19 protein-coding genes and 1 riboswitch are annotated in these 19,013 nt (G+C 67.3%); of the genes, 4 read left to right on the top strand and 15 right to left on the bottom strand.

Annotated features, from left to right (window positions below):
- Positions 1 to 16 precede the first annotated feature (16 nt).
- Together FM113_RS15425 and FM113_RS15420 are read right to left on the bottom strand one after the other, a co-directional pair.
- Positions 17 to 373, bottom strand: a complete 357-nt coding sequence (locus FM113_RS15425) for a cupin domain-containing protein (protein ID WP_217896034.1) — start codon at positions 371 to 373, stop codon at positions 17 to 19.
- 99 nt (positions 374 to 472) lie between these two features.
- Positions 473 to 832: a nuclear transport factor 2 family protein gene (locus FM113_RS15420; protein ID WP_087015718.1), complete on the bottom strand. Its 360-nt coding sequence runs from the start codon at positions 830 to 832 to the stop codon at positions 473 to 475.
- An 88-nt stretch (positions 833 to 920) separates the two neighbouring features.
- Here FM113_RS15420 and FM113_RS15415 point away from each other — a divergent pair, with 88 nt between their 5' ends.
- The 3 genes from FM113_RS15415 (at position 921) to FM113_RS15405 (ending at position 4,115) form a co-directional block, all read left to right on the top strand.
- On the top strand, positions 921 to 1,946 hold the full coding sequence (locus FM113_RS15415) for an agmatine/peptidylarginine deiminase (RefSeq protein WP_087015717.1): 1,026 nt from the start codon (positions 921 to 923) through the stop codon (positions 1,944 to 1,946).
- A gap of 179 nt (positions 1,947 to 2,125) precedes the next feature.
- Positions 2,126 to 3,643: an aldehyde dehydrogenase (NADP(+)) gene (locus FM113_RS15410; RefSeq protein WP_087015716.1), complete on the top strand. Its 1,518-nt coding sequence runs from the start codon at positions 2,126 to 2,128 to the stop codon at positions 3,641 to 3,643.
- Between the two features lie 79 nt (positions 3,644 to 3,722).
- Complete coding sequence (locus FM113_RS15405) at positions 3,723 to 4,115, top strand: META domain-containing protein (RefSeq protein ID WP_176387258.1); 393 nt, start codon at positions 3,723 to 3,725, stop codon at positions 4,113 to 4,115.
- Between the two features lie 60 nt (positions 4,116 to 4,175).
- On the opposite strand, the gene FM113_RS15400 is transcribed toward FM113_RS15405, so the two are convergent.
- The 12 genes from FM113_RS15400 to FM113_RS15345 form a co-directional block, all read right to left on the bottom strand.
- Positions 4,176 to 4,529 (bottom strand): hypothetical protein, encoded by a 354-nt coding sequence (locus FM113_RS15400; protein WP_087015714.1) that lies wholly within the window; start codon positions 4,527 to 4,529, stop codon positions 4,176 to 4,178.
- 81 nt (positions 4,530 to 4,610) lie between these two features.
- The gene (gene purH / locus FM113_RS15395; RefSeq protein ID WP_087015713.1) at positions 4,611 to 6,272 is read right to left on the bottom strand and encodes a bifunctional phosphoribosylaminoimidazolecarboxamide formyltransferase/IMP cyclohydrolase; all 1,662 of its coding nucleotides are present in this window, start codon (positions 6,270 to 6,272) and stop codon (positions 4,611 to 4,613) included.
- Positions 6,273 to 6,304: 32 nt separating this feature from the next.
- Entirely contained in the window at positions 6,305 to 6,922 is a 618-nt protein-coding gene (gene purN / locus FM113_RS15390) for a phosphoribosylglycinamide formyltransferase (protein WP_087015712.1), read from the bottom strand.
- Between the two features lie 72 nt (positions 6,923 to 6,994).
- Positions 6,995 to 7,543 carry an AAA family ATPase gene (locus FM113_RS15385; protein WP_087015711.1) on the bottom strand — a complete coding sequence of 183 codons (549 nt, stop codon included), beginning with the start codon at positions 7,541 to 7,543 and terminating at the stop codon, positions 6,995 to 6,997.
- Positions 7,544 to 9,289, bottom strand: a complete 1,746-nt coding sequence (locus FM113_RS15380) for an iron ABC transporter permease (protein ID WP_254909041.1) — start codon at positions 9,287 to 9,289, stop codon at positions 7,544 to 7,546.
- The gene (locus FM113_RS15375; protein WP_087015710.1) at positions 9,270 to 10,406 is read right to left on the bottom strand and encodes a thiamine ABC transporter substrate binding subunit; all 1,137 of its coding nucleotides are present in this window, start codon (positions 10,404 to 10,406) and stop codon (positions 9,270 to 9,272) included. Before FM113_RS15375 ends, FM113_RS15380 begins: the two co-directional genes overlap by 20 nt.
- Positions 10,400 to 10,510, bottom strand: a riboswitch (TPP riboswitch). Its footprint overlaps the gene before it by 7 nt.
- Before the next feature lie 6 nt (positions 10,511 to 10,516).
- Positions 10,517 to 12,325 carry a DUF6350 family protein gene (locus tag FM113_RS15370; RefSeq protein ID WP_140393389.1) on the bottom strand — a complete coding sequence of 603 codons (1,809 nt, stop codon included), beginning with the start codon at positions 12,323 to 12,325 and terminating at the stop codon, positions 10,517 to 10,519.
- Positions 12,326 to 12,335: 10 nt separating this feature from the next.
- Positions 12,336 to 13,112, bottom strand: a complete 777-nt coding sequence (locus FM113_RS15365; RefSeq protein WP_087015708.1) for an ABC transporter ATP-binding protein — start codon at positions 13,110 to 13,112, stop codon at positions 12,336 to 12,338.
- Complete coding sequence (locus FM113_RS15360; protein ID WP_087015707.1) at positions 13,109 to 13,933, bottom strand: ABC transporter permease; 825 nt, start codon at positions 13,931 to 13,933, stop codon at positions 13,109 to 13,111. The genes FM113_RS15365 and FM113_RS15360 overlap by 4 nt, the downstream gene beginning before the upstream one ends.
- An 8-nt stretch (positions 13,934 to 13,941) precedes the next feature.
- Positions 13,942 to 14,952: an ABC transporter substrate-binding protein gene (locus tag FM113_RS15355; RefSeq protein WP_087015706.1), complete on the bottom strand. Its 1,011-nt coding sequence runs from the start codon at positions 14,950 to 14,952 to the stop codon at positions 13,942 to 13,944.
- A 51-nt stretch (positions 14,953 to 15,003) separates the two neighbouring features.
- On the bottom strand, positions 15,004 to 15,690 hold the full coding sequence (locus FM113_RS15350) for a response regulator transcription factor (protein ID WP_087015705.1): 687 nt from the start codon (positions 15,688 to 15,690) through the stop codon (positions 15,004 to 15,006).
- Positions 15,687 to 16,922, bottom strand: a complete 1,236-nt coding sequence (locus FM113_RS15345) for a sensor histidine kinase (RefSeq protein ID WP_176387257.1) — start codon at positions 16,920 to 16,922, stop codon at positions 15,687 to 15,689. The genes FM113_RS15350 and FM113_RS15345 overlap by 4 nt, the downstream gene beginning before the upstream one ends.
- A gap of 109 nt (positions 16,923 to 17,031) precedes the next feature.
- On the opposite strand from FM113_RS15345, the gene FM113_RS15340 reads away from it, so the two are divergent.
- Entirely contained in the window at positions 17,032 to 17,781 is a 750-nt protein-coding gene (locus tag FM113_RS15340) for a GAP family protein (RefSeq protein ID WP_087015703.1), read from the top strand.
- Between the two features lie 145 nt (positions 17,782 to 17,926).
- Here FM113_RS15340 and FM113_RS15335 read toward each other — a convergent pair whose 3' ends face one another.
- Positions 17,927 to 18,973, bottom strand: coding sequence for a hypothetical protein (locus FM113_RS15335; protein WP_087015702.1), 1,047 nt, complete (start codon positions 18,971 to 18,973; stop codon positions 17,927 to 17,929).
- Between the last annotated feature and the right edge of the window lie 40 nt (positions 18,974 to 19,013).

Here is a 19,013-nt window from a genome sequence, read left to right as displayed (position 1 = left end):
TTGCGACGATTGCCCGCTAGAGCATCACGTAGAATTTCTCCAACGCCTCCGTAATCTCCCACGTCCCCCGCCATCCATCGGGGAAGGAGGCGACGTCGCCCGGGCCGAGCTCGACCGGTGTTCCGCCGTTCTCAGTGACGGTCATCCGGCCGGCAAGGACGTGGATCACCTCACCCATTCCGTCAAAGTTCCACTCGGATACTCCGGGATCGCAGCGCCAGAAGCCCGTGTGGATCCCGCGCTCACTATCCGTCGTAAACTCTTCGAGCCAGGTGTTCGTCGGTCCCGTCGTCGAGACACCGAGCGGGGCCTCCAGCGGACCCGCCGCGGGAATACGCTCGAATACCTCGGACACTCGTACATGCTGCGTCACTGCAACCTCCATCGCTCCGGGGTCCACTCTGAACCCGGTCGCACATATCCTACATACGGTGAAGGTTTTCGCGCACGTCATTCGTGCACAGCGCGTGAATTACTCCGCAGCGAGCGTCGTGAACACCTTGCTCACGATCCGCCAGCGCCCGTCGCGCTCGACGAGCCCCAGTTCATTGCGAAAGTCTGCGCCGAGGAATCCGGATTCCACGAGAACCGCGGAGGCAACTTTCCCCGTCACCTCAATGCGCTGAATCTCCGCGCGATACTCCGGCCCTGCGGGCACGGCCGTCCCGACAACCTGCGTCGCGAATTCCGCACCGGTCATCGTGACGTATTCGCTTCCCAGGTATCCCCACATCACCGCCCCCGCATCAAAGGCGTCAGCGACTCTGCTGGGATCCGCCGCCGCGCATCCGTCGATATAGAGCTGGACTGCGGCTTTCACTCCTGTGTGCATCCCCACAGCTTAGCCGCGCTTCCTTATTGGTCACTCACCCAGTAACATTGGCGGCAGTGGCCCCCGACCCTTCCCGAAGGAGCCCCCGATGACAACCTGGCGCATGCCAATCGAAGGACACGAGCAGGAACGCCTCTGGCTGGCCTGGCCCACAAGCGGCTACACGCTGGGCGAAACCGAGGCGGAGGTCGAAGAGGCGCGCAGCACCTGGGCCGCCGTCGCGAACGCCGCGAGCGAGCACGAGGCCGTCACCGTCGTGGTGAACCCGGGCGACGAGGCCGTCGCGGCACGGTACCTCGCCGGCCAGATCGACCGCATCGTCGCCCCGCTGGATGACGCGTGGATGCGTGACATCGGCCCGAGCTTCGTGATCGGCGATGACGGTCGACTGGGCGCGGTGAACTACGTGTTCAACGGCTGGGGTGGACAGGACTGGGCGAGCTGGGAGCATGACCAGCACATCGGCCGCATCGTCGCCGAGGCGGCCGGGGCCGAACTCATCGATTCCCAGATGACCAACGAGGGCGGCGGCATCCAGGTCGACGGCACGGGTCGCGTTGTGGTGACAAAAACCGTGCAGCTCGATCCGGGCCGCAATCCGGGCTGGAGCCAGGAACAGGTCGAGGCTGAGCTGCAGCGCACCATCGGCGCGGAGAGCTTCCTGTGGCTGCCGCGTGGCCTGACGCGCGACCACGAGACGTTTGGCACCCGCGGCCACTCAGACATCTTGGCCGCGTTTACCACTCCCGACGTACTGCTGATGCACCAGCAGAACGCCACGTCACATCCGGACCACGAGATCGCGCGGACCAACCGTCGCGTTGCCGAGCAGTACCGCACGGATACCTCCGCACACTTCGAGATCATCGACATGCCCGCACCCGCGGCGCTGCGCGACGCCGAAGGCTTCGTCGACTACAGCTACATCAACCACGTTGTCATCAATGGCGCAGTGCTTGCGTGCGCGTTCGACGACCCCGCAGACGAGCGGGCACTTGCGATCCTGCGCGAGGTGTACCCAGGCCGCACAGTGATCGGGATCGACGCCCGGCCGCTCTTCGCCCGTGGCGGCGGAATCCACTGCATTACCCAACAGCAGCCGAAAACGGCGTAGCTCCCGCCACTGCGCTCCCGCACAGCCCGCGCCGGCGGGACTGGTCAGAGTGCACACGGCGGCGGGGCCGGATCGCGTGGCAGACTAACGCTCAGCCACGCTGTTCGGCCCCGCACTCGGCTGCGGAGGATTTCACCGAACCGGCAGAGCACCCCGCTTCTTGACCTGTGAAGGACACCATGACCGAGATCCTCTCCCCCGAACTTGAGGCCGTCGTCGCGAGCGCTGCCGCCGCGGCCCCGGCGTTCGCCGCCACCACCCCCGAACACCGCGCCCGCGCAATCGTCGCCGTCGCGGATGCGCTCGAAGCACACAAGCCCGCCCTTGTCGCCATCGGCATGCGCGAAACCGGGCTCACCGAGGTGCGTCTCACCGGAGAGGTCACCCGCACCGCCGTGCAATTGCGCCTGTTCGCGGACACCCTCGTGGACGGCGGTTACCTCGACGCCCGCATCGACCACGCCGACCCCGACTTCGCGCTCGGCGTGCGCCCCGACATCCGCCGCACCCACCTCCCGGTCGGCCCCGTCATCAACTTCTCCGCCTCGAACTTCCCGTTCGCGTTTTCCGTTATGGGCGGCGATTCCGCGGCAATCCTCGCCGCGGGCTGCCCCCTTATTGTGAAAGCGCACTCGGGGCACCCTGAGCTTTCCGACGCCACCGCAGCCGTCGCGACCGAGGCCCTCGCGGCAGCGGGCATGCCCGAGGGCACGTTCCAGCTCATCCACGGCCGCGAGGCCGGCGTCGCCGTCCTCAAAGACGCACGCATCAAAGCAGGCGCGTTCACCGGTTCGATCGCCGTGGGCCGCCTGCTCGCCGACATCGCGGCAAGCCGCCCCGCTCCCATCCCGTTCTACGGCGAGCTCGGCAGCGTGAACCCCGTGTTCATCACCGCTGACGCTATCGCCGAGCGCGCGGAAGAGATCGCCACCGGCTTCCTCACGAGCGTTTCCGGCTCGGCCGGCCAGCTCTGCACCAAGCCAGGCTTTGTGTTTGTTCCGGCCGGCACCGGACTCGCGGCCGCACTTCAGGACGCCGCGGGCGAGCTGCCCGAACACCGCCTGCTCGACCCCCGCATCGCCCGCAGTTTCGACGAGCGCCGCACCGAGATCATGAACGCCCCCGGCGTCACCGCCGTGCTGCCCGGCGGGATCCGCTTCGATGAGGCTGGCCACGGCTGGGCCACCCCGACCGTTGTCAGCGTCAGCCTCGCTGACTTCCGCACAAGCGCCGAGGCCCTCGTCGAGGAGGCATTCGGCCCTCTTTCCATCCTTGTGGAGACCCCCGCGGGCGAGGACCTCGCCGCGCTCATGCCCGAGTTCTACGAGGGCAACTTGACAGGCACGATCCACCTGAGCGCCGAGGAAGCCACCGGCGAAACGGCAAACGTTGCCGAGCTCCGCGCGCTTGTTGCCGCGCTGAGTCAGCAGGTCGGACGTGTCCTCTTCAACGGCTGGTCCACCGGCGTTGCCGTCACCCCGGCACAGCAGCACGGCGGCCCCTGGCCCGCCACAACCAACGACACGAGCACCTCTGTCGGCACCGCCGCGATCAGCCGCTTCATGCGTCCCGTCGCCTACCAAAACGCGCCCGACGCGTTCCTCCCCGATGCGCTCCGCGACCTCAACCCCGCCGGCGTGCCGCAGACCATCGCCCCCGCGGGCGAATCAAAAAACTGGGGCGCACGCTGGCGCTAGCCACCAGATAGACAACGAGAGCGGGCCGCCGCGGGAATTTCTCACCCGCGGCGGCCCGCTCTCGTCCTACGATGAGAGTATGAAGACTCCGATCTTGCGAATCGCCGGCGCGCTTACCGCGACCGTTGCTGCCCTGCTCCTTGCCTCCTGCGCGAACCCAGGTGCCTCCGGGGCAGTCGATGGGGCGTGGGGCACGCTCGAGACCCGGGGCGAGCCCTCGCTCACATTCACCGCCGTTGCCGACGGCACGAGTGGCGACTACAGCGGGAGCGACGGCTGCAACGTGATCGGCGGCTCCTACACGCTCGAGAATGGCACCATCGATTTCGGAGTCATGCACTCGACGATGATGTTCTGCGAGGACGTCGACACCTGGCTGGCGCAGGCGCACACGGGAACCGTGCAGGGTGACACCCTGAGCGTGCGGAACGAGTCCGGTGATGAGATTGGAACACTCGAGCGGGCGAAGTAACCCGGAACATACAAGCGGGGCGCGGGATCACATGATCCCGCGCCCCGTTTGTATTTGGCCCTAGTGCCAGAGCACCGCCAGCGCGACGTTGACAAGTGACAATCCGGCGATCGCGCCGAGCACCCCGGCCGGCACGTTGTCCTTCTTGCGATTCATAAGGATCACGACGATCAGCACGATGAGCACGAGCGTCTTGACACCGATCTTCATGTTGTTCGGCGAGCCGCCCATCATGTAGATCGATCCAACGATCAGCAGTCCGGTGACGAACAGCAGATTCGCTCCGTGCAGGATGCCCGGCGTAATGCGCGCACGCGCTTCCCTCACGAGCGACAACTGCGCCAGTGTGCTGCCGAAGACCGCGCCGAATCCGACGAGGTGCAGCACCACGAGGATGCCCTTCACAATTTCCATGACAGTGTTCCCTTTCCATCCCTGCGAGTGAGTCTCCCGACACGGGTGTGCGGGACGGCGCGGGCTCGGGCCCGCGAACGATTAGTGGAAGAAGTGACGTTCTCCCGTGAAGTACATCGCCACTCCGGCGGCCTCTGCCGCCGCGATGACCTCGGCATCGCGCACGGAACCACCCGGCTGCACAACCGCGCGCACGCCGGCGTCCAAGAGCACCTGCAGGCCGTCCGCAAAGGGGAAGAAGGCGTCGGACGCGGCCACGGATCCTGCGGCGCGGTCGCCGGCACGTTCCACCGCAAGGCGGCACGAATCAACGCGGTTCACCTGACCCATGCCCACGCCGACGGATGCGCCGCCGTGTGTCAGAATGATGCCGTTCGACTTCACCGCGCGGCACGCGCGCCACGCGAACTCAAGTTCGGCAAGCGTCTCGGCATCCACCGGGGTGCCCGTCGCGAGCTCCCAGTCGCTCGCTGCCGCAAAGTGGCGGTCGGCGTCCTGGAGCAGGAAACCGCCCGAAACTTGGCGCATTTCGACAGGGTTCGGCTCGAAGTCGTTGGGCAGGACGAGCAGACGGATGTTCTTCTTCTGGCTGAGGATCGCGAGTGCCTCCGGCTCGAAGCCGGGTGCCACGACGACCTCAGTGAAGATGTCGGCGACAGTCTCGGCCATCTCCTGGGTGACGGTGCGGTTTGCGGCGATCACGCCGCCAAACGCAGACACCGGATCGCAGGCGTGTGCGAGCTTGTGCGCGGCAGCAATGGGATCCGCGGCACCCTCGGGTGCTACGGCAACGCCACAGGGGTTTGCGTGCTTGATGATCGCGACGGCGGGGCGCTCGTGGTCGTACGCGGCCCGCAGCGCGGCATCCGCGTCCACGTAGTTGTTGTACGACATTTCTTTGCCGTGGAGCTGGCTCGCCTGTGCGATCCCCGCCCCCTCGTTCTCGGTGAACAACGCCGCGCGCTGGTGGCTGTTTTCGCCGTAGCGCAGTACAGCCTCGCGCAGCCCGAACACCTCGTAGCCAACGTAGCCGTCAGTTTCGGCAAAGATGCTGTCGATCTCGTCGCCGGTGTCCTCGGCCTCCGGCAGCACCGGAGCGGCACCCCAGCCCAGATCCTCCTGGTCCAGGAACCAGTTCGCGACGGCGGCATCATACTGTGCGGTGTGCACAAACGCCTCGGTGGCAAGCGAGCGGCGCAGCTCGAGCGTGGTGCCACCGGCCTGCACTGCCGAGATCACCTCGTCGTAGCGCGCGGGCGAGACAACGATTGCGGCGTTCGCGTGGTTCTTCGCGGTGGCGCGGACCATCGCGGGCCCTCCGATGTCCACGTTCTCGATCACGTCTGCAGCGGGCTTGCCGGACGCGACGGTCTCCTCGAACGGGTACAGGTTGACCACAACAAGCTCGAAGGGCGCGAAGCCGAGCTGCTCCAGCTGGGCACGGTGGTCGGCGAGCCGAAGATCGGCGAGCAGACCGGAGTGCACAGCGGGGTGCAGCGTCTTCACGCGACCATCGAGTGCCTCAGCGAATCCGGTGACCTCGGCCACATCGGTGACGGCGTGTCCCGCCTCACGGATCGTCGACGCGGTGGAACCGGTCGATACGATCTCCACCCCCGCCGCAGCGAGCGCGCTCGCGAGGTCGAGCAGCCGGGTCTTGTCACTCACAGAGATGAGTGCACGCCGGACCGGGACCTGGTCGCGATGCTCGTAGAGGCTGGGGTCGTGGCTCTGGACTGCCATCGTGCTCCTTGGGGTGGTGTGGTGGGTGGTCGTTAGGGGCGGGCTGCCGCCGCGGCGGCAAGGTCGAGCGTGCCCGTGGCGATCTCGCGCACGGTTTCCACGAGCAAGGGGCGCTCCTCGCGCTTGATCCGCTCGTGGAGTGCGTCCTCCGAGTCGCCCGGGAGCACGGACACCGCAACCTGCCGCAGCACCGGCCCCGTATCGACGCCCTCGTCGATCACGTGCACGGTGACGCCAGTTTCGGTCACGCCAGCGGCCAGCGCATCCCGGACGGCGTGCGCCCCGGGGAACGCGGGCAGCAGTGCCGGATGGGTGTTGATGAGATGCGGTGAGAACCAGCGCACAAACCCGCCGGGCAGGATCCGCATCAAGCCTGCGGACACCACGAGGCCCGGGTGCGGTCCGGTCCCGACCCCGTGTTCCTGGATCGCAGCGGCAAGGACCTGCCCCCATTCCTCGCGCGAGTCGTAATCTGCGGGGCGGACCACGAAGGTCGGGATGCCTGCCTCGCTCGCATACGCAAGTCCGGGAGCGTCGGTGTCGGATCCGACGCACACGATCTCAGCGGGGAACTCCGGGTTCGCCGCAGCGTCAAGCAACGCCTTGAGATTACTGCCGCCGCCGGAGATCAGAACTGCGAGTTTCAGCACGACTCCAGTGTACCCGGGCTTCGGACTGCCGGGTGCCGCGGCTCCGCCATCCGCGCGACTCAGAGATCGCGATCAGCCGCGCAGTGTCTCGTGGGCGAGTTCCCACGGCTCATGCTCGGCGAAGTGTGCCTCTTCCTGCGCAGCCCACCGGTCCCAGTGCGGAGCGAAGGTGTCCCCATCCCGTTCCAGGGCGCGCGCCCGCCGTTCGTCTTCCGGGAGATCAAGCCACACGCTCCACACGGCGTCAGGAGTATGGGGTGTCCCGCGCGAGGCGCGTGGCCCGTGCTCACGAGACCACTCGTGCACCGCTGCGAGGTTCTCCTCGGTGACGGCCCCGCACCCCTCGACAATGAGGGTCGTGTCAGGGGCGATATCGACGTGCTCCGAGAACTCGCCCATTTCCCAGTCGTAGCGGCGATAGCGCCCGGATTTGAGCGCGTCAGCAACGGATCGGGATCCTTCCGCGAGGCCGTCCCACCCGGGGTACAGGTCTTCAACACGCAGGATCTGCGCGTCGTGTCCGGCACTGCGCAGACGCGCAGCAAGGCGGTCCGCCAGGGACGTCTTCCCGGATCCGGACCGCCCGTCAATTACGATGGCATCGAGTTCGTGCACGCTCATTTACCACTCCCCCTTCGATCCGTCCCCGGCACCTCGTTGGCCTGAGACGCGAACCGAGCCGCCCGCACGTAGCCGCTCGAATCCGAGCATAGCGGCGGCGGTCACTACGCCGAGGGTGGCCGCGCCCGCGAGTCCGGCACCGTAGGCGCCGGGAGCTTGGTGCCCGATCAGCTCAGCGATAGCCACGGGCAACGTTTGCTCGCCTGGCCGGACGAGGAACGATGTCGCGCCAAACTCGCCAAGCGAGGCCGCAAACGCGAAGCCGAGCGCAAGTCCGACTGAGCGACCAAGCAGCGGAAGATCGATTGTCCGCAGCACAGTTCCCCCGCTCGCGCCGAGAATCGTCGCGGCGAATCGCAGGGTGGGATCGATCCCGCGCAACACGGGCAGGAGCACCCGCACCACCAGCGGGAGCGCCACAAGCGCTTGTGCGATGGGGATCAGCACTGTTGAAGTCCGCAGGTCCAGGCCGATCCCGAGCGGGCGATGCATGGTGAGGAGCAGCCCAAACCCGAGGGTGACCGCCGACACGCCCAGCGGCAACATAACAACCGCGTCGAACAGGCTCTGCCCACGCCGCGCAATCCGGGATGCAGGACGGCGCGAGAGAACGAACGCGATCAGGATCCCCAGCACCATCGCAATGAGCGCGGCAACGGCGGCGATCCGGCACGACAACCAGATTGCCTGCAGCACGGAACCCGTCAGCGGAAACTCGGGCGGAGGGTGCACGAGCGCCTGATAGTTCGCGATCGTCCACTCCCCCGTGGCTGAGCGGAGGGAACGCGCGACGAGGGTAATGATCGGGGCCAGGTGGAGCAGCGCCACGGTGGCCCCGAACACGAACAGCAGCGGGATGTCGCGCCATTGCACGCGGCGGTTCCGGATTCCCTCCGGGCGCAGCTGCACTGCCCGCTCCCCGGCCGCGCGCAGCCGCGCAGACACAAGAAGTACGGCTCCCACGAGCACAAACTGCGCGACCGACAGCACTGCGGCCCCGCGCAGGTCCAGGAACTGCACGGTCATTCGGTAGATCTCGGTCTCGACGTTCGCGTACTCGCGACCACCGAGGATCAGGACAATTCCGAACGATGTGGAGCAGAACAGAAACACGAGCGCCGCAGCGGACGCGAGCGCGGGTGAGAGTGCCGGGAACGTCACCGTGCACCAGGCGCGGACGGGGCTCGCCCCCAGCACCTGCGCCGCATGGTTGCCGCTCTCATCGAGCCTGGCCCAGAAACTCCCCACCGTGCGGGCGACCACCGTCACGTTGAAAAACGCGAGGGCCGCAACGATCGTGACGAGGCTCCGTTCGAGCCCCAGAAACTCCAGCGGTCCACCCGGGCCCAGCAGGGCCGAGAACGCCACGCCCACAACCACGGTGGGAAGGACAAACGGCACCGTCATGAGACCCTGCAGCAGGGCGCGCCCGCGAAACTCGAGCCGGTACAGCACGTACGCTGCCGGAACCCCGAGCGCAAGGGAGAGGAGCGTGGCGAGACTCGCCTGCGCGAGCGTCTGACCGATCACCCGCCAGGTTCGCGGTGCCCCGAACACTTCCGGGATCCCGCTCAGATCGAGCCGGCCCTCCGCACTAAAGCCCGTGGCCACGAGCGACAACACCGGCCACAGGAAAAACAGGCTGAGGAATGCGAGCGGCAACGCAACGGCAAGGGTCCAGGCGGCAACCGCCCAGGCCCCACCGCCGCGCACCGCACCGCGCACGCTAGAGACCGATCTGCTCACCCAGGGTCTTCAGCCAGCCCTCACGACCCGCCTCGATCTCGCCACTCGACAGGTGATTGAGCTGATCGTCCGTGGGGAGCGGCGCGAAGCGCTCCCAAGCCTCGGGCAACGCCACCTCACTATCGACGGGGTACATGTACATCGTGTCCGCGATCGTGGCCTGGAACTCGTTCGACACGAGGAAATCAAGCACAGCCTTGGCACCCTCGGGATTCTCGGCCCCGGCAAGGAGCCCCGCGTACTCGACCTGATTCGAGCACGTGTCGAGCAGGGCCTTTGTTGTCGTCGCGCTTCCATCCTCGGTCACGGTGAAGGCGGGCGAGGAACCGTAGGACACGACGATCGGTTTGGTGCCGTCGCCACCTCCCTGCGTGAACTGCCCGTTATAGGCGTCGCTCCAGCCCTGCTCGATGCGGGCCCCGTTATCCATGAGCTGCTTCCAGTAGTCCGCGAAGCCATCCTCGCCAAACTTTGCGACGGTGCCGACAAGGAAGGAGGCCCCGGTCGAGGAGGCCGTCGGATCAAGCAGCACGGTCAGGTCGCGGTACTCGGGTTTCGTCAGGTCCTCGTAGCTGTTCGGCTCCGCGATTCCGTTGTCCGCAAACCATGCCGGGTCGATATTGATGCAGGTGGCACCCTGATCCACTGGGGTCAGGGCGAACGCCTGGGTCGGATCCTGCACGCTGGGTCCGTCGCCCTGGCCCGGGAAGATTGCAAGGGAGGCAAACCCCTCGGAGAGCCCGTCAGTGCGGTATGGCTCGACAACCTCGTTATCGACGAGACGAGAGGCGAAAATCGTGTCCACACCGAAGAACGCATCTGCAATAGGTGCCCCCTTCGTCAGCACAAGCTTGTTCGTGAGTTCGCCCCCGTCTCCCGCCGAAATCACCGTGACGTCGAGCCCGGTTGCCGTGCTCGCCGCCGCGGCGAATTCCTCGTTCGGGAACGAATCGTGCACCACGAGGGTCACGGATTGTGTGTCGGCGTTCGAGCCGTCGCCTTCCCCAGCGGGGCCCGCGGTGCAGCCGGCGAGAGTCAGCGCGGCAGCGACGGTGAGCGCCGGCAGCGCAGCCATCCGGGTGAATCGTGTGGCGGGCCGAGAAATTGCGTGCGTCATTGAAGAGTCCCTTCCTCCGCTGGTATGAACCAGATCAGGTTGAACGGTCAGAGCACGCGTGCTCCCTCTCAGCCCCGCGCGCCGGGACTCCCGTGGATTGCGCCTCTACCCTAGCGTCCGGGGCGCGGCCAGCGCCAACCCGAGCGCTCCTGCGGTGCATCCGGGGTCAGATCGACAGTGTCGTTCCACTCGTAGGCTCGCAACGCTTCCGTTTCGGAGGCCGCGGCGTCGAGCTCCGCAGCATCAGCTTCGGCGGCGTCAGCTTCGTCGGCGTTAACATCGGTGGCGTCAACGCCTGCGGCTTCGAGAGCTTCGGGCTCGAAATCCTGGGCTTCGAGAGCTTCGGTGTCTCGAACCTGGGTTTCGAAATCCTCAGTTTCGAAATCCTCAGTTTCGAAATCCTCAGTTTCGAAATCCTCAGTTTCGAAATCCTCAGTTTCGAAATCCTCAGTTTCGAAATCCTCAGTTTCGAAATCCTCAGTTCCGACACCCTCGGCAGGGTATGGTTCCGGCTCGGGCGCACGGGCGAGGTCCAAAGCCAGGTCCACCTCGGCGGCGAACGCCGCGGTGCGCTCCTCGGGGTGCAGACCGCGAAGCGCCTCATCAAGTGGCTCCGTCAGTTGCTCATCGGCGCGGTCTCCCCCGATCAGCCCGCGGAGCGAGTCAGGGACACCGTCCGGGATTGCGGCCCGCAGGCGGCCCGCGTCGATGCGCGCGGCCGCCGTTCCCAGCAGCAAGCCCACTCCCAATTCGGCGGCCGCGAACCCGCCGACAACCCACGGGCTCGGGCCCGCTTCCGCGAGCCGATCCGGGCCGAGCGCACCGGTTGCGAGCACGCTCAGGCCGGCGACCGCAAGCCCCACCATGACCGCGGCGAGCACCGGGATCGTCAGGGCCACGGGCCAGGACGCGCGGCGCACCTCAGAACGGCGCCCCAGCACGATCGCAACACCCACCCCGGTCAGCACCACGAGAGTCGGCGCGAGGCCGCCCAAGGCATCCCAGCCCTGCGGGATCGCGCCGAAGATCGGGAGCGCGGGCATCGGCCCCAGCAGCGTTTCGAACGGGGTCACCGAACTCCCTGATCCCACCGCGAACCCGGGGCCGATCAGCCACGCCATCCCCCAGAGCAGTGCGATGGGAAGCAGTGCGAGCTGGACGAGGAACAATAGCGCCGAGCCAAGCGGATCCAGCTGCAGGTGCTGGGTCAGGGCTACGATCCCGCTGTAGCCGGCGATCAACGCCACCGTCACCGCCACGGCCGCCAGCCCGATCAGCGCCGCAAGCGTTGCCCCGGTCAGCCGGAATACCTCGGCGGAGCGCACGGGAAGCGCGGCCGATCCGGGCCACCCCCACTGCTCGACTCGGCGCTGCACCGCACGAACGCTTGCACGCCACCACGGGTGGTCCTCCCGCGCCGCGCCCACCAGGAACGCGAGGCCAGCCGGAATACCGTAGACCAGGCCAGCGACCGCAGCCGTCTGTCCGACAGGCCACGTGAGAAACGGCGCTGCGAGCTGCGCGATGATCAGCGCGGCACCGCCGAAGCCGAGCGCACCGCCGAGCACGCCGGCACCGCCGGCACCCCCGCGCGCGCTCAACCGCGAACCAGATCGCACCGCAAGCAGGACCGTGATGAGCGTCACCCCGAGCGGAGCGAGACTGAGGCCAAACGTGAGCTCGGCCGGGGGCATCCCGAGCGAGAGCGCCATCTCGGGGGCCAGCACAAGGGTGAGCGGGGCGAAATGGGCAAGCGCCCAGGTAGCTGCGGCACCCCCGAACACCGTCGCGGGCTCCGCGGCCAGCGAGAACGTGACGGCCCACAACACCAGTGCGGGGACGATCACGGCGGCAATACCCACCGCCGCAGCAGCTGCCGCCTCGATCGCCGCAATTACCGCCGTCACCAAGGGTCTCATTGCCGAAAGCTTACTCTGCGGGGCTGCCCGCGTGGATCAGAGCGAGGATCTCGTCGCTCAGCTCGCGGAACTCGGGGGTGCGCTCCGAGGCGAGTGTGCGTGGCCGGGCAATGGGCACGTCCACGATGCGCTGCACCCGTCCCGGGCGCGGGCTCATCACCACGACTCGGTCGCTTGTCACCACGGCCTCGTCGATGTCGTGTGTGACGAGGAGCACGGTGAGCCGGTGCTGCTCCCAGACGTCAAGCAACAGCTCTTGCATCGTCCGCCGCGTCAGCGCGTCCAGTGCACCAAACGGCTCGTCCATCAGCAACACGTCCGGACCGTAGCTCAGCGAGCGGGCAAGCGCGGCGCGCTGCTGCATGCCTCCGGAGAGCTGCGCCGGATGTGCCCGTTCGAAACCGGCAAGCCCCACGAGACCGATGAACTCGCGCGCGCGGTCTGCGCGGTCAAGGCGAGAGAGACCGGGTTCGCCACGGAGCGCAAACTCCACGTTCTGCTGCACTGTCAGCCACGGCATGAGCGTCGCCTGTTGGAACACCACACCACGGTCGCGCCCGGGACCCGTGATCGGGACCCCCGCGGCCTCGAGTGTGCCTGAGCTCGGATCCTCGAGTCCCGCGATGAGCGACAGCAGCGTCGACTTACCGCAGCCTGAGGCTCCCACGATCGACACAAACTCGTTCTCGCCGACCTCCAGGTCGACCCCGGCCAGCGCGGTCACCTCGCCGAACGTTTTTGTCAGGCCGGCCACGCGGATCCGCGGCGGCGTCTGCGAGGCGCTCACGCGCGTCCCTCCTGGTAAGCGAACATGCGACGCCCGGCGGCGCGCATCAACTGGTCGAGGATCAGTCCGAGCATGCCCAGCACGAACACGTAGCCAATGATCAGGTCGGTCTCGAAGAAACGCTGCGCCACAGTGATCCGGAACCCCATGCCGCTCGACGCGGCCACGAGCTCCGCGACGACAAGCCAGGTCCACGCCCACCCGAGCGTGACGCGGAGCGCGTCCCAGATCCGCGGCAGCGCGGCCGGGATGACGATGCGTGTGAGCTGCTGCACCCAGCTCAGCCCCAGCGTCTCCCCCAGGCTGACAAGGGTACGTGGCGTCCGCCGCACAGCATCCGCGACCATCAGTACCTGCTGGAAAAATGTACCCATCCAGATGATGAGGAACTTCTGACTCTCGTCGATCCCGACCCACACGATCGTGAGCGGCACGAATGCGACCACGGGCATATACCGGATGAAGTCCATCAGCGGCTCGAGAGCCGCCTCGATGCGGGCGTTCACGCCCATCAGCGTGCCAATGGGGACCGCCATGACCGTCGCGAGGGAGAACCCCACGAGGATCCGGAACGAACTCACCCCGATATCAGCCCACAACTCGCCGCTGGCAGCCTGCTCCGTGAGGGCACCAAGCACCGCGCCCGGGCCCGGGAGGAACATCGGGTCAACGAGCCCCAGCGCGGTCACGACCCACCACACCAGAAGCAGCACAACAAACGTGGCGACCGCAGTGGTGAGGTACGCCGAGCGTGAAAGGCGCCCGCCGATGCGGATACGCCTGCGGGGTCGCGCCGGGGCGACGTCGGTGCGAGCGTTCACAGGAGTGGTTACTCGCCCAGGAATTCAGTCCGGATGACTGACTGTGCGTCCACCGGAGCCGACAGCAGGCCGATGCGCTCCGCGACCGCCACGAGCGCGGGCAGCGTCTCGTTCAGGTAGGCACCCGTCAGCAATTCGCGGTTCTCGGCGAGCGTGTAGTAATGCACACCGTCGAACGCGGTCTCCAGATCGGCCACATCAGATCCGACGCCCGCGGCGATGATCGCGCGGCCCTCGTCGGTGTTCTTCGCGGTGAATGCAACCGCGTCATCCCAGGCACCGAGCACTTCTTCGACGTCGCCCGGACGCGCATCAAGCACATCGTTGCGCACCACCAGGACGTCCGTAATGAGGCCCGGGTACTCCCCCGCGGTGACGAGCGCTTCGACGCCCTTCTCGGCACCCAGCGCTTCGCTGATGTAGGGCTCGTAGGTCACGCCAGCGTCGACGCGGCCAGCGAGCAACATCGGGGCGACCTTGTCGGCCGAGGCTTCAACGACCTCAACGTCGTCAAAACTCATCCCGGCCTCATCGAGCGCCTCAGCGAGCAGGATCTCGCTCGTCGCACCGCGTTCGAACGCGACCTTCTTGCCAGCCAGGTCCGTGACGTCCGTCACGCCCGCACCGCTCAGGATCGCATCGGCCTCGGTCGCGGAGTCGAGCATCAGCACGATCGAAACATCCAGCCCCTGCTCGATGAACTGCAGTGCGGCCTGTGCGCCCACATTTGCCATGTCGAGCCGGTTTGCGGCGAGCGCGGCATTCACATCGGCGTCAGCGTTGAAGCTCGAGAGCGCGACCTTCACGTTGCGGTCCGTGAAGAAGCCTTGGTCTTCCGCGACATACCACTGTCCATAGCCGAGCCACGGCTGCGTGCCCATGCGGATCGCGTCGGCCGACTGCGCTGCCCCACCCTCGGAGTCGGCGGCGGGCTGCGCGGTGCACCCGGCCAGGCCGAGAGCGAGCGCGGCGGTCGCGGCTGCGGTGACAGCGAGCGAGCGGAGAATACGACGGGTCACGACGGTCCTTTCGAAGCGGGGCCGGCGCGCGATCGCGACAGCCAGGCCTCGCTATTCTACGGGAGACACGCCACGTGCTGGGCCGGCCGCCCGTAACATAGCGACCGCGTGAGTGCGGCTTTCGGCACCCAGCTTCGTGAGGATGCTCGAGACGTGCGTTTTCACTGTCGGCAGCGCAATCCCCAGTCGCACGCCAATGCGCGAATTGGAGTCCCCGGCGGCGAGCGCGGTGAGCACTTCGCGCTCCCGATCGGTGAGCAGCTCCAACCCGGCAAGTTGCGGTGTCGCGTGCTCTGGGGCTGGGGCATTTGCGAGGGCGGCGAGTGCTCGGCGGGTGACCCGCGGATCGAGCGCCCCTTCGCCAGCGGCGACCCTGCGGACGGCGTCGGCGAGCGGCACGGCCTCAGTGGTCTTCAGGAGAAAGCCCGCCGCCCCGGCTCGGATCGCCGAGAAGACAAGCTCATCCTCATCGAAGCTCGTCAGCACGAGCACCTCCGCGAGGCCCTCACCGACAACCTGTTGGGTCGCCGCGATCCCGTCGGTGCCGGGCATCCGGAGGTCCATGAGCACAACGTCTGGGCGCAGGGCGCGGGCGTTGCGCACTGCGGCCGCTCCGTCTGACGCCTCTCCGACGACGCGGATGCCCTGGCGTTCGAGGATCATCCGTAGCCCCTCGCGAATCATGGCGTGATCATCGGCGATCACCACTGTCGGTGCTGCAGCCCCGTGTTCGATCATGCCCGATCCTCCGTCCCCGGCAGCTGTGCCGTGACCAACCAGCCACCGTCGTGCGGGCCAGCAGAGAATTCTCCGCCCAGCGCCCGCACTCGCTCGGCAAGCCCGGGCAGGCCGATCCCGCTCCCGCGCAGCCCAGGCTGTGCGAGCGCACGCCCGCCGCGTGATTCGACCGACACGAGAATCCCCATCCCGTTCACGTTCTGCTGCGATTGCCCGGCGATTGTCACCTCCACGTGCGCCCCGAAGTCATGCTTCGCGCTATTGGCGAGACTCTCCTGCACCACCCTGCCGATTGTTTGATCCACAACCGGCGGCAGCTCCCCCACCCACGCGTCTCGCAACTGCACGTCGAGCCCCGTCCGGCGAGCCTCCGACACGAGTGCTGGCAGCTGCGCGCGCCCGGGCGGGGTTGTCCCCACCGCGGATCCATCGCGAAGTACGGAGACCATCGTGCGGAGGGCCTCGTGCGCCTGCAAACTCGAGTCTCGCACCGCACGCAGCGCGGCGCGCTCCCCTGATTCAGTTGCGGCGCCGCCGTCGTCTTGCAGGAGCAGCGCTGCTTCGCTGCGGATCGCCACGGCGGACACGTGTCCAGCGACAATGTCGTGCAGTTCACTGGCCAGGCGTTCCCGCTCCTCTTGCACCGCGCTGGCACGATCCAGCTCAGCGAGTCGCTCAGCATCTTCCGCCTGGCGCCTGTAGAGCGCCACAAGCTCACGGGACTGTGCGACCGAGTTCGCGTACCAGAACGTCATGCCGATCAGGGCACCGAGCTGCAGGCCGATCATGCTCGCGAGCCGCAGGTCTCCCGTCACAGCAAGCAATGTCAGCATCGCCGCGGCAACGGATGCCATCCCCCAGACGAGCACAGTCTGTCGCTGGCGGGGGCGAAGTCGTACCGTAAGCGCGTGGACGTGCTCGAGGACCACGAGCATCGGAACGATCCCGCCCACGGTCAAGATATCCGCGAGGAACAGGGGGATTGCGAGGGCCAGGCCGAGGCCAGGGGCACGACGCCGCAACAGCACGGTTGCCGCGGCCGGCAGCGCCGTGGCGAGCGCCAACCAGCTCGACTCTCGCAGGTCGGGGATAAGCGAGATGTCCCGCCACAACCCGTCGAAGCCCAGAACCGCGAGCAGTACCGCGATCACCGCGTACAGCAGCGCGATGGCCCAGGGCTCGGCGAGGAGGCGGCGCAGTCTGCTGCGCGGTGCGCGCTCGGCCCCGTCCATGTGCTCTATCTCAGCAGGAAACCCGGCTGCCCGCCTCAGACCAAAGCATGATACCCCCTCGTTCGCTTCGCCGATGTGCGCAGCCGGGCACGTCAGCGAGGCTCGAAGCATGGACATCTTGACCTCGCTCCCGCTTCCCGCGGCCCTTGCGATCCTCGCACTCGTCGACGGCCTCAGTGTCGGTACGCTCCTGATCCCGCTCTTTCTCATCATCGCGCCCGGTCGGCCTCGCAGCTCTCGAATCCTGCTCTATCTCGCCACAATCACGGGCTTCTACTTGGCGATCGGCATCCTGTTTACGCTCGGGCTCGTGAACGTCATCGAGCTCGGCCGCACCGTGCTCGATAGCGCGGCTGGGCAGTCGCTTGTACTGATCCTGGGGATTGCACTCCTGCTGGGCGGCATCGGGGTGGGCGTCTCGGACTCACGCCGCCGCAAGCTCGCAGACGGGGCCGTACCCACAAGCGGTCGGCTCATACGCTGGCGCACCCGCCTGCTCGATGACCGCGCATCTGGCGCGGCGGTGGCCGGGGTGGCAATCGCCGCGGGCACAATCGAACTCGCGGGCATGCTCCCGTACCTGATTGGAATGACCATGCTTGCCGATGCGCCGCTCACCCCAATTGCGCGAGGCGCGATGCTCGCCGGCTACTGCCTGGTCATGGTGCTCCCCGCGCTCATCCTGCTCGGGGCACGGATCCTGGCGGCGCAGGCGGTAGAGGCCCCGCTGCAGCGTTTTACCGCGTGGCTGCAGCGGACCGGCCCCGAGAACACGGCATGGCTGCTCGGCATCATCGGCTTTCTGCTGGCCCGCATGGCCGCACAAAACCTCGGCATCTCGCTCCCGATCATCGGGTAGCTGGCAGGGCTGCCGGGCTGCTCCCCCACCAGATTCTTCGCCGAGTGCGCAATCTCGCACATTCTCCGGCTCTGGAATGCGCGAAATTGCGCGCTCGACGGGGTTTCGGGAGCGTCAGGGGCTTCAGCAGCCGAGTGGGGCCCTGCTACCAGGCGGCGGCGACCGCCCGGTGTGCCTCGAACAGGGGCACCGTGGTGCCCTCGGGCGCGCGCCCGAAGCCGCACTCGGTGGCCACACCGAACGGACGGGTCACGTGCTGCTGTGCGGCCGTGATCCGGCGCTCGGCACCTTCAGCCCCGTCTTCGCGGTGCACAAGCCCCAGATACAGCTCCGTCTCGCTCGGCAGCGTCAGCTCAGCGAGCGCCGCGTAGTACTCGGCGTCGTCGCGCTCGATCGGCACGGGCAGGTGCAGCCACGTGAGCGGACGATCAGCGGCGGCCACCACGAGATTTGCAAAGCGCGTCAGATTCTCGGTGTTCCCGGGCTCGACGAAGTGCTGTTCCGCGACGTCGCCGTAGCAGAGGTGTACTCCGACCTCGACCTCTGCGGGCACCCGGTCGATCTGGCGTGCCAGGCGCGCGCTCGTGCCCTCCCACGGGCTATCGAACCACTCGTTCGGCGCGCCACCCATGTTCACGCCCTCGAGGATCGCGAACTCGAGTGCGGCGTCCCACTGAATAGCGAGACGATCGTGCGGGATCGCGGCAAGGATCGAGTCGAGCTCTGCGGCGAGCGCGGCCTCATACACGGGCTCGAACTCGGCGCGATTTGCCGGGTGCACCATGCTGCCCACCACGCCGAGCGGCGTTGGGAGCGAGACCTGGAAACGGGTGGACGCGGGAACCACGCCCGCGTCCTGCAGCTGCGCGAACACCGCGTATGACTCAAGAGCGGCCTCGGCGTATCCGAGTGGAGCGAGCGTGAGATCTGCGGCCCGCACGCCGGGCGCGAGCTGCACGGGGCGCGCATCGAGCATCCGGAGCGGAATCGGGGTGTCCCCAACGCGCTCGATCCCCGGGGTCTGACCCAGCCGATCCGCCTGGAACACGATCCAGTGGAAGCGCTCCCCCACCTCGCCGTCGGGAATGCGCTTCAGGTGAGCACCGAGGTCGGCCGCAGCGGTGCGGATCGTGGTCTCGGCATCGTCGAAGTTGATGCTGCCCACGAGGTGGGCGCCCTGCGGCTGGCTCATGTCTGGTCTCCCTGCGGTGTGGTGTGCGGCGGGCTGCGCC

The organism is Leucobacter sp. 7(1) (assembly GCF_900163635.1).
GTDB lineage: Bacteria > Actinomycetota > Actinomycetes > Actinomycetales > Microbacteriaceae > Leucobacter.
This window is presented reverse-complemented; position numbering and strand designations above follow the sequence as displayed.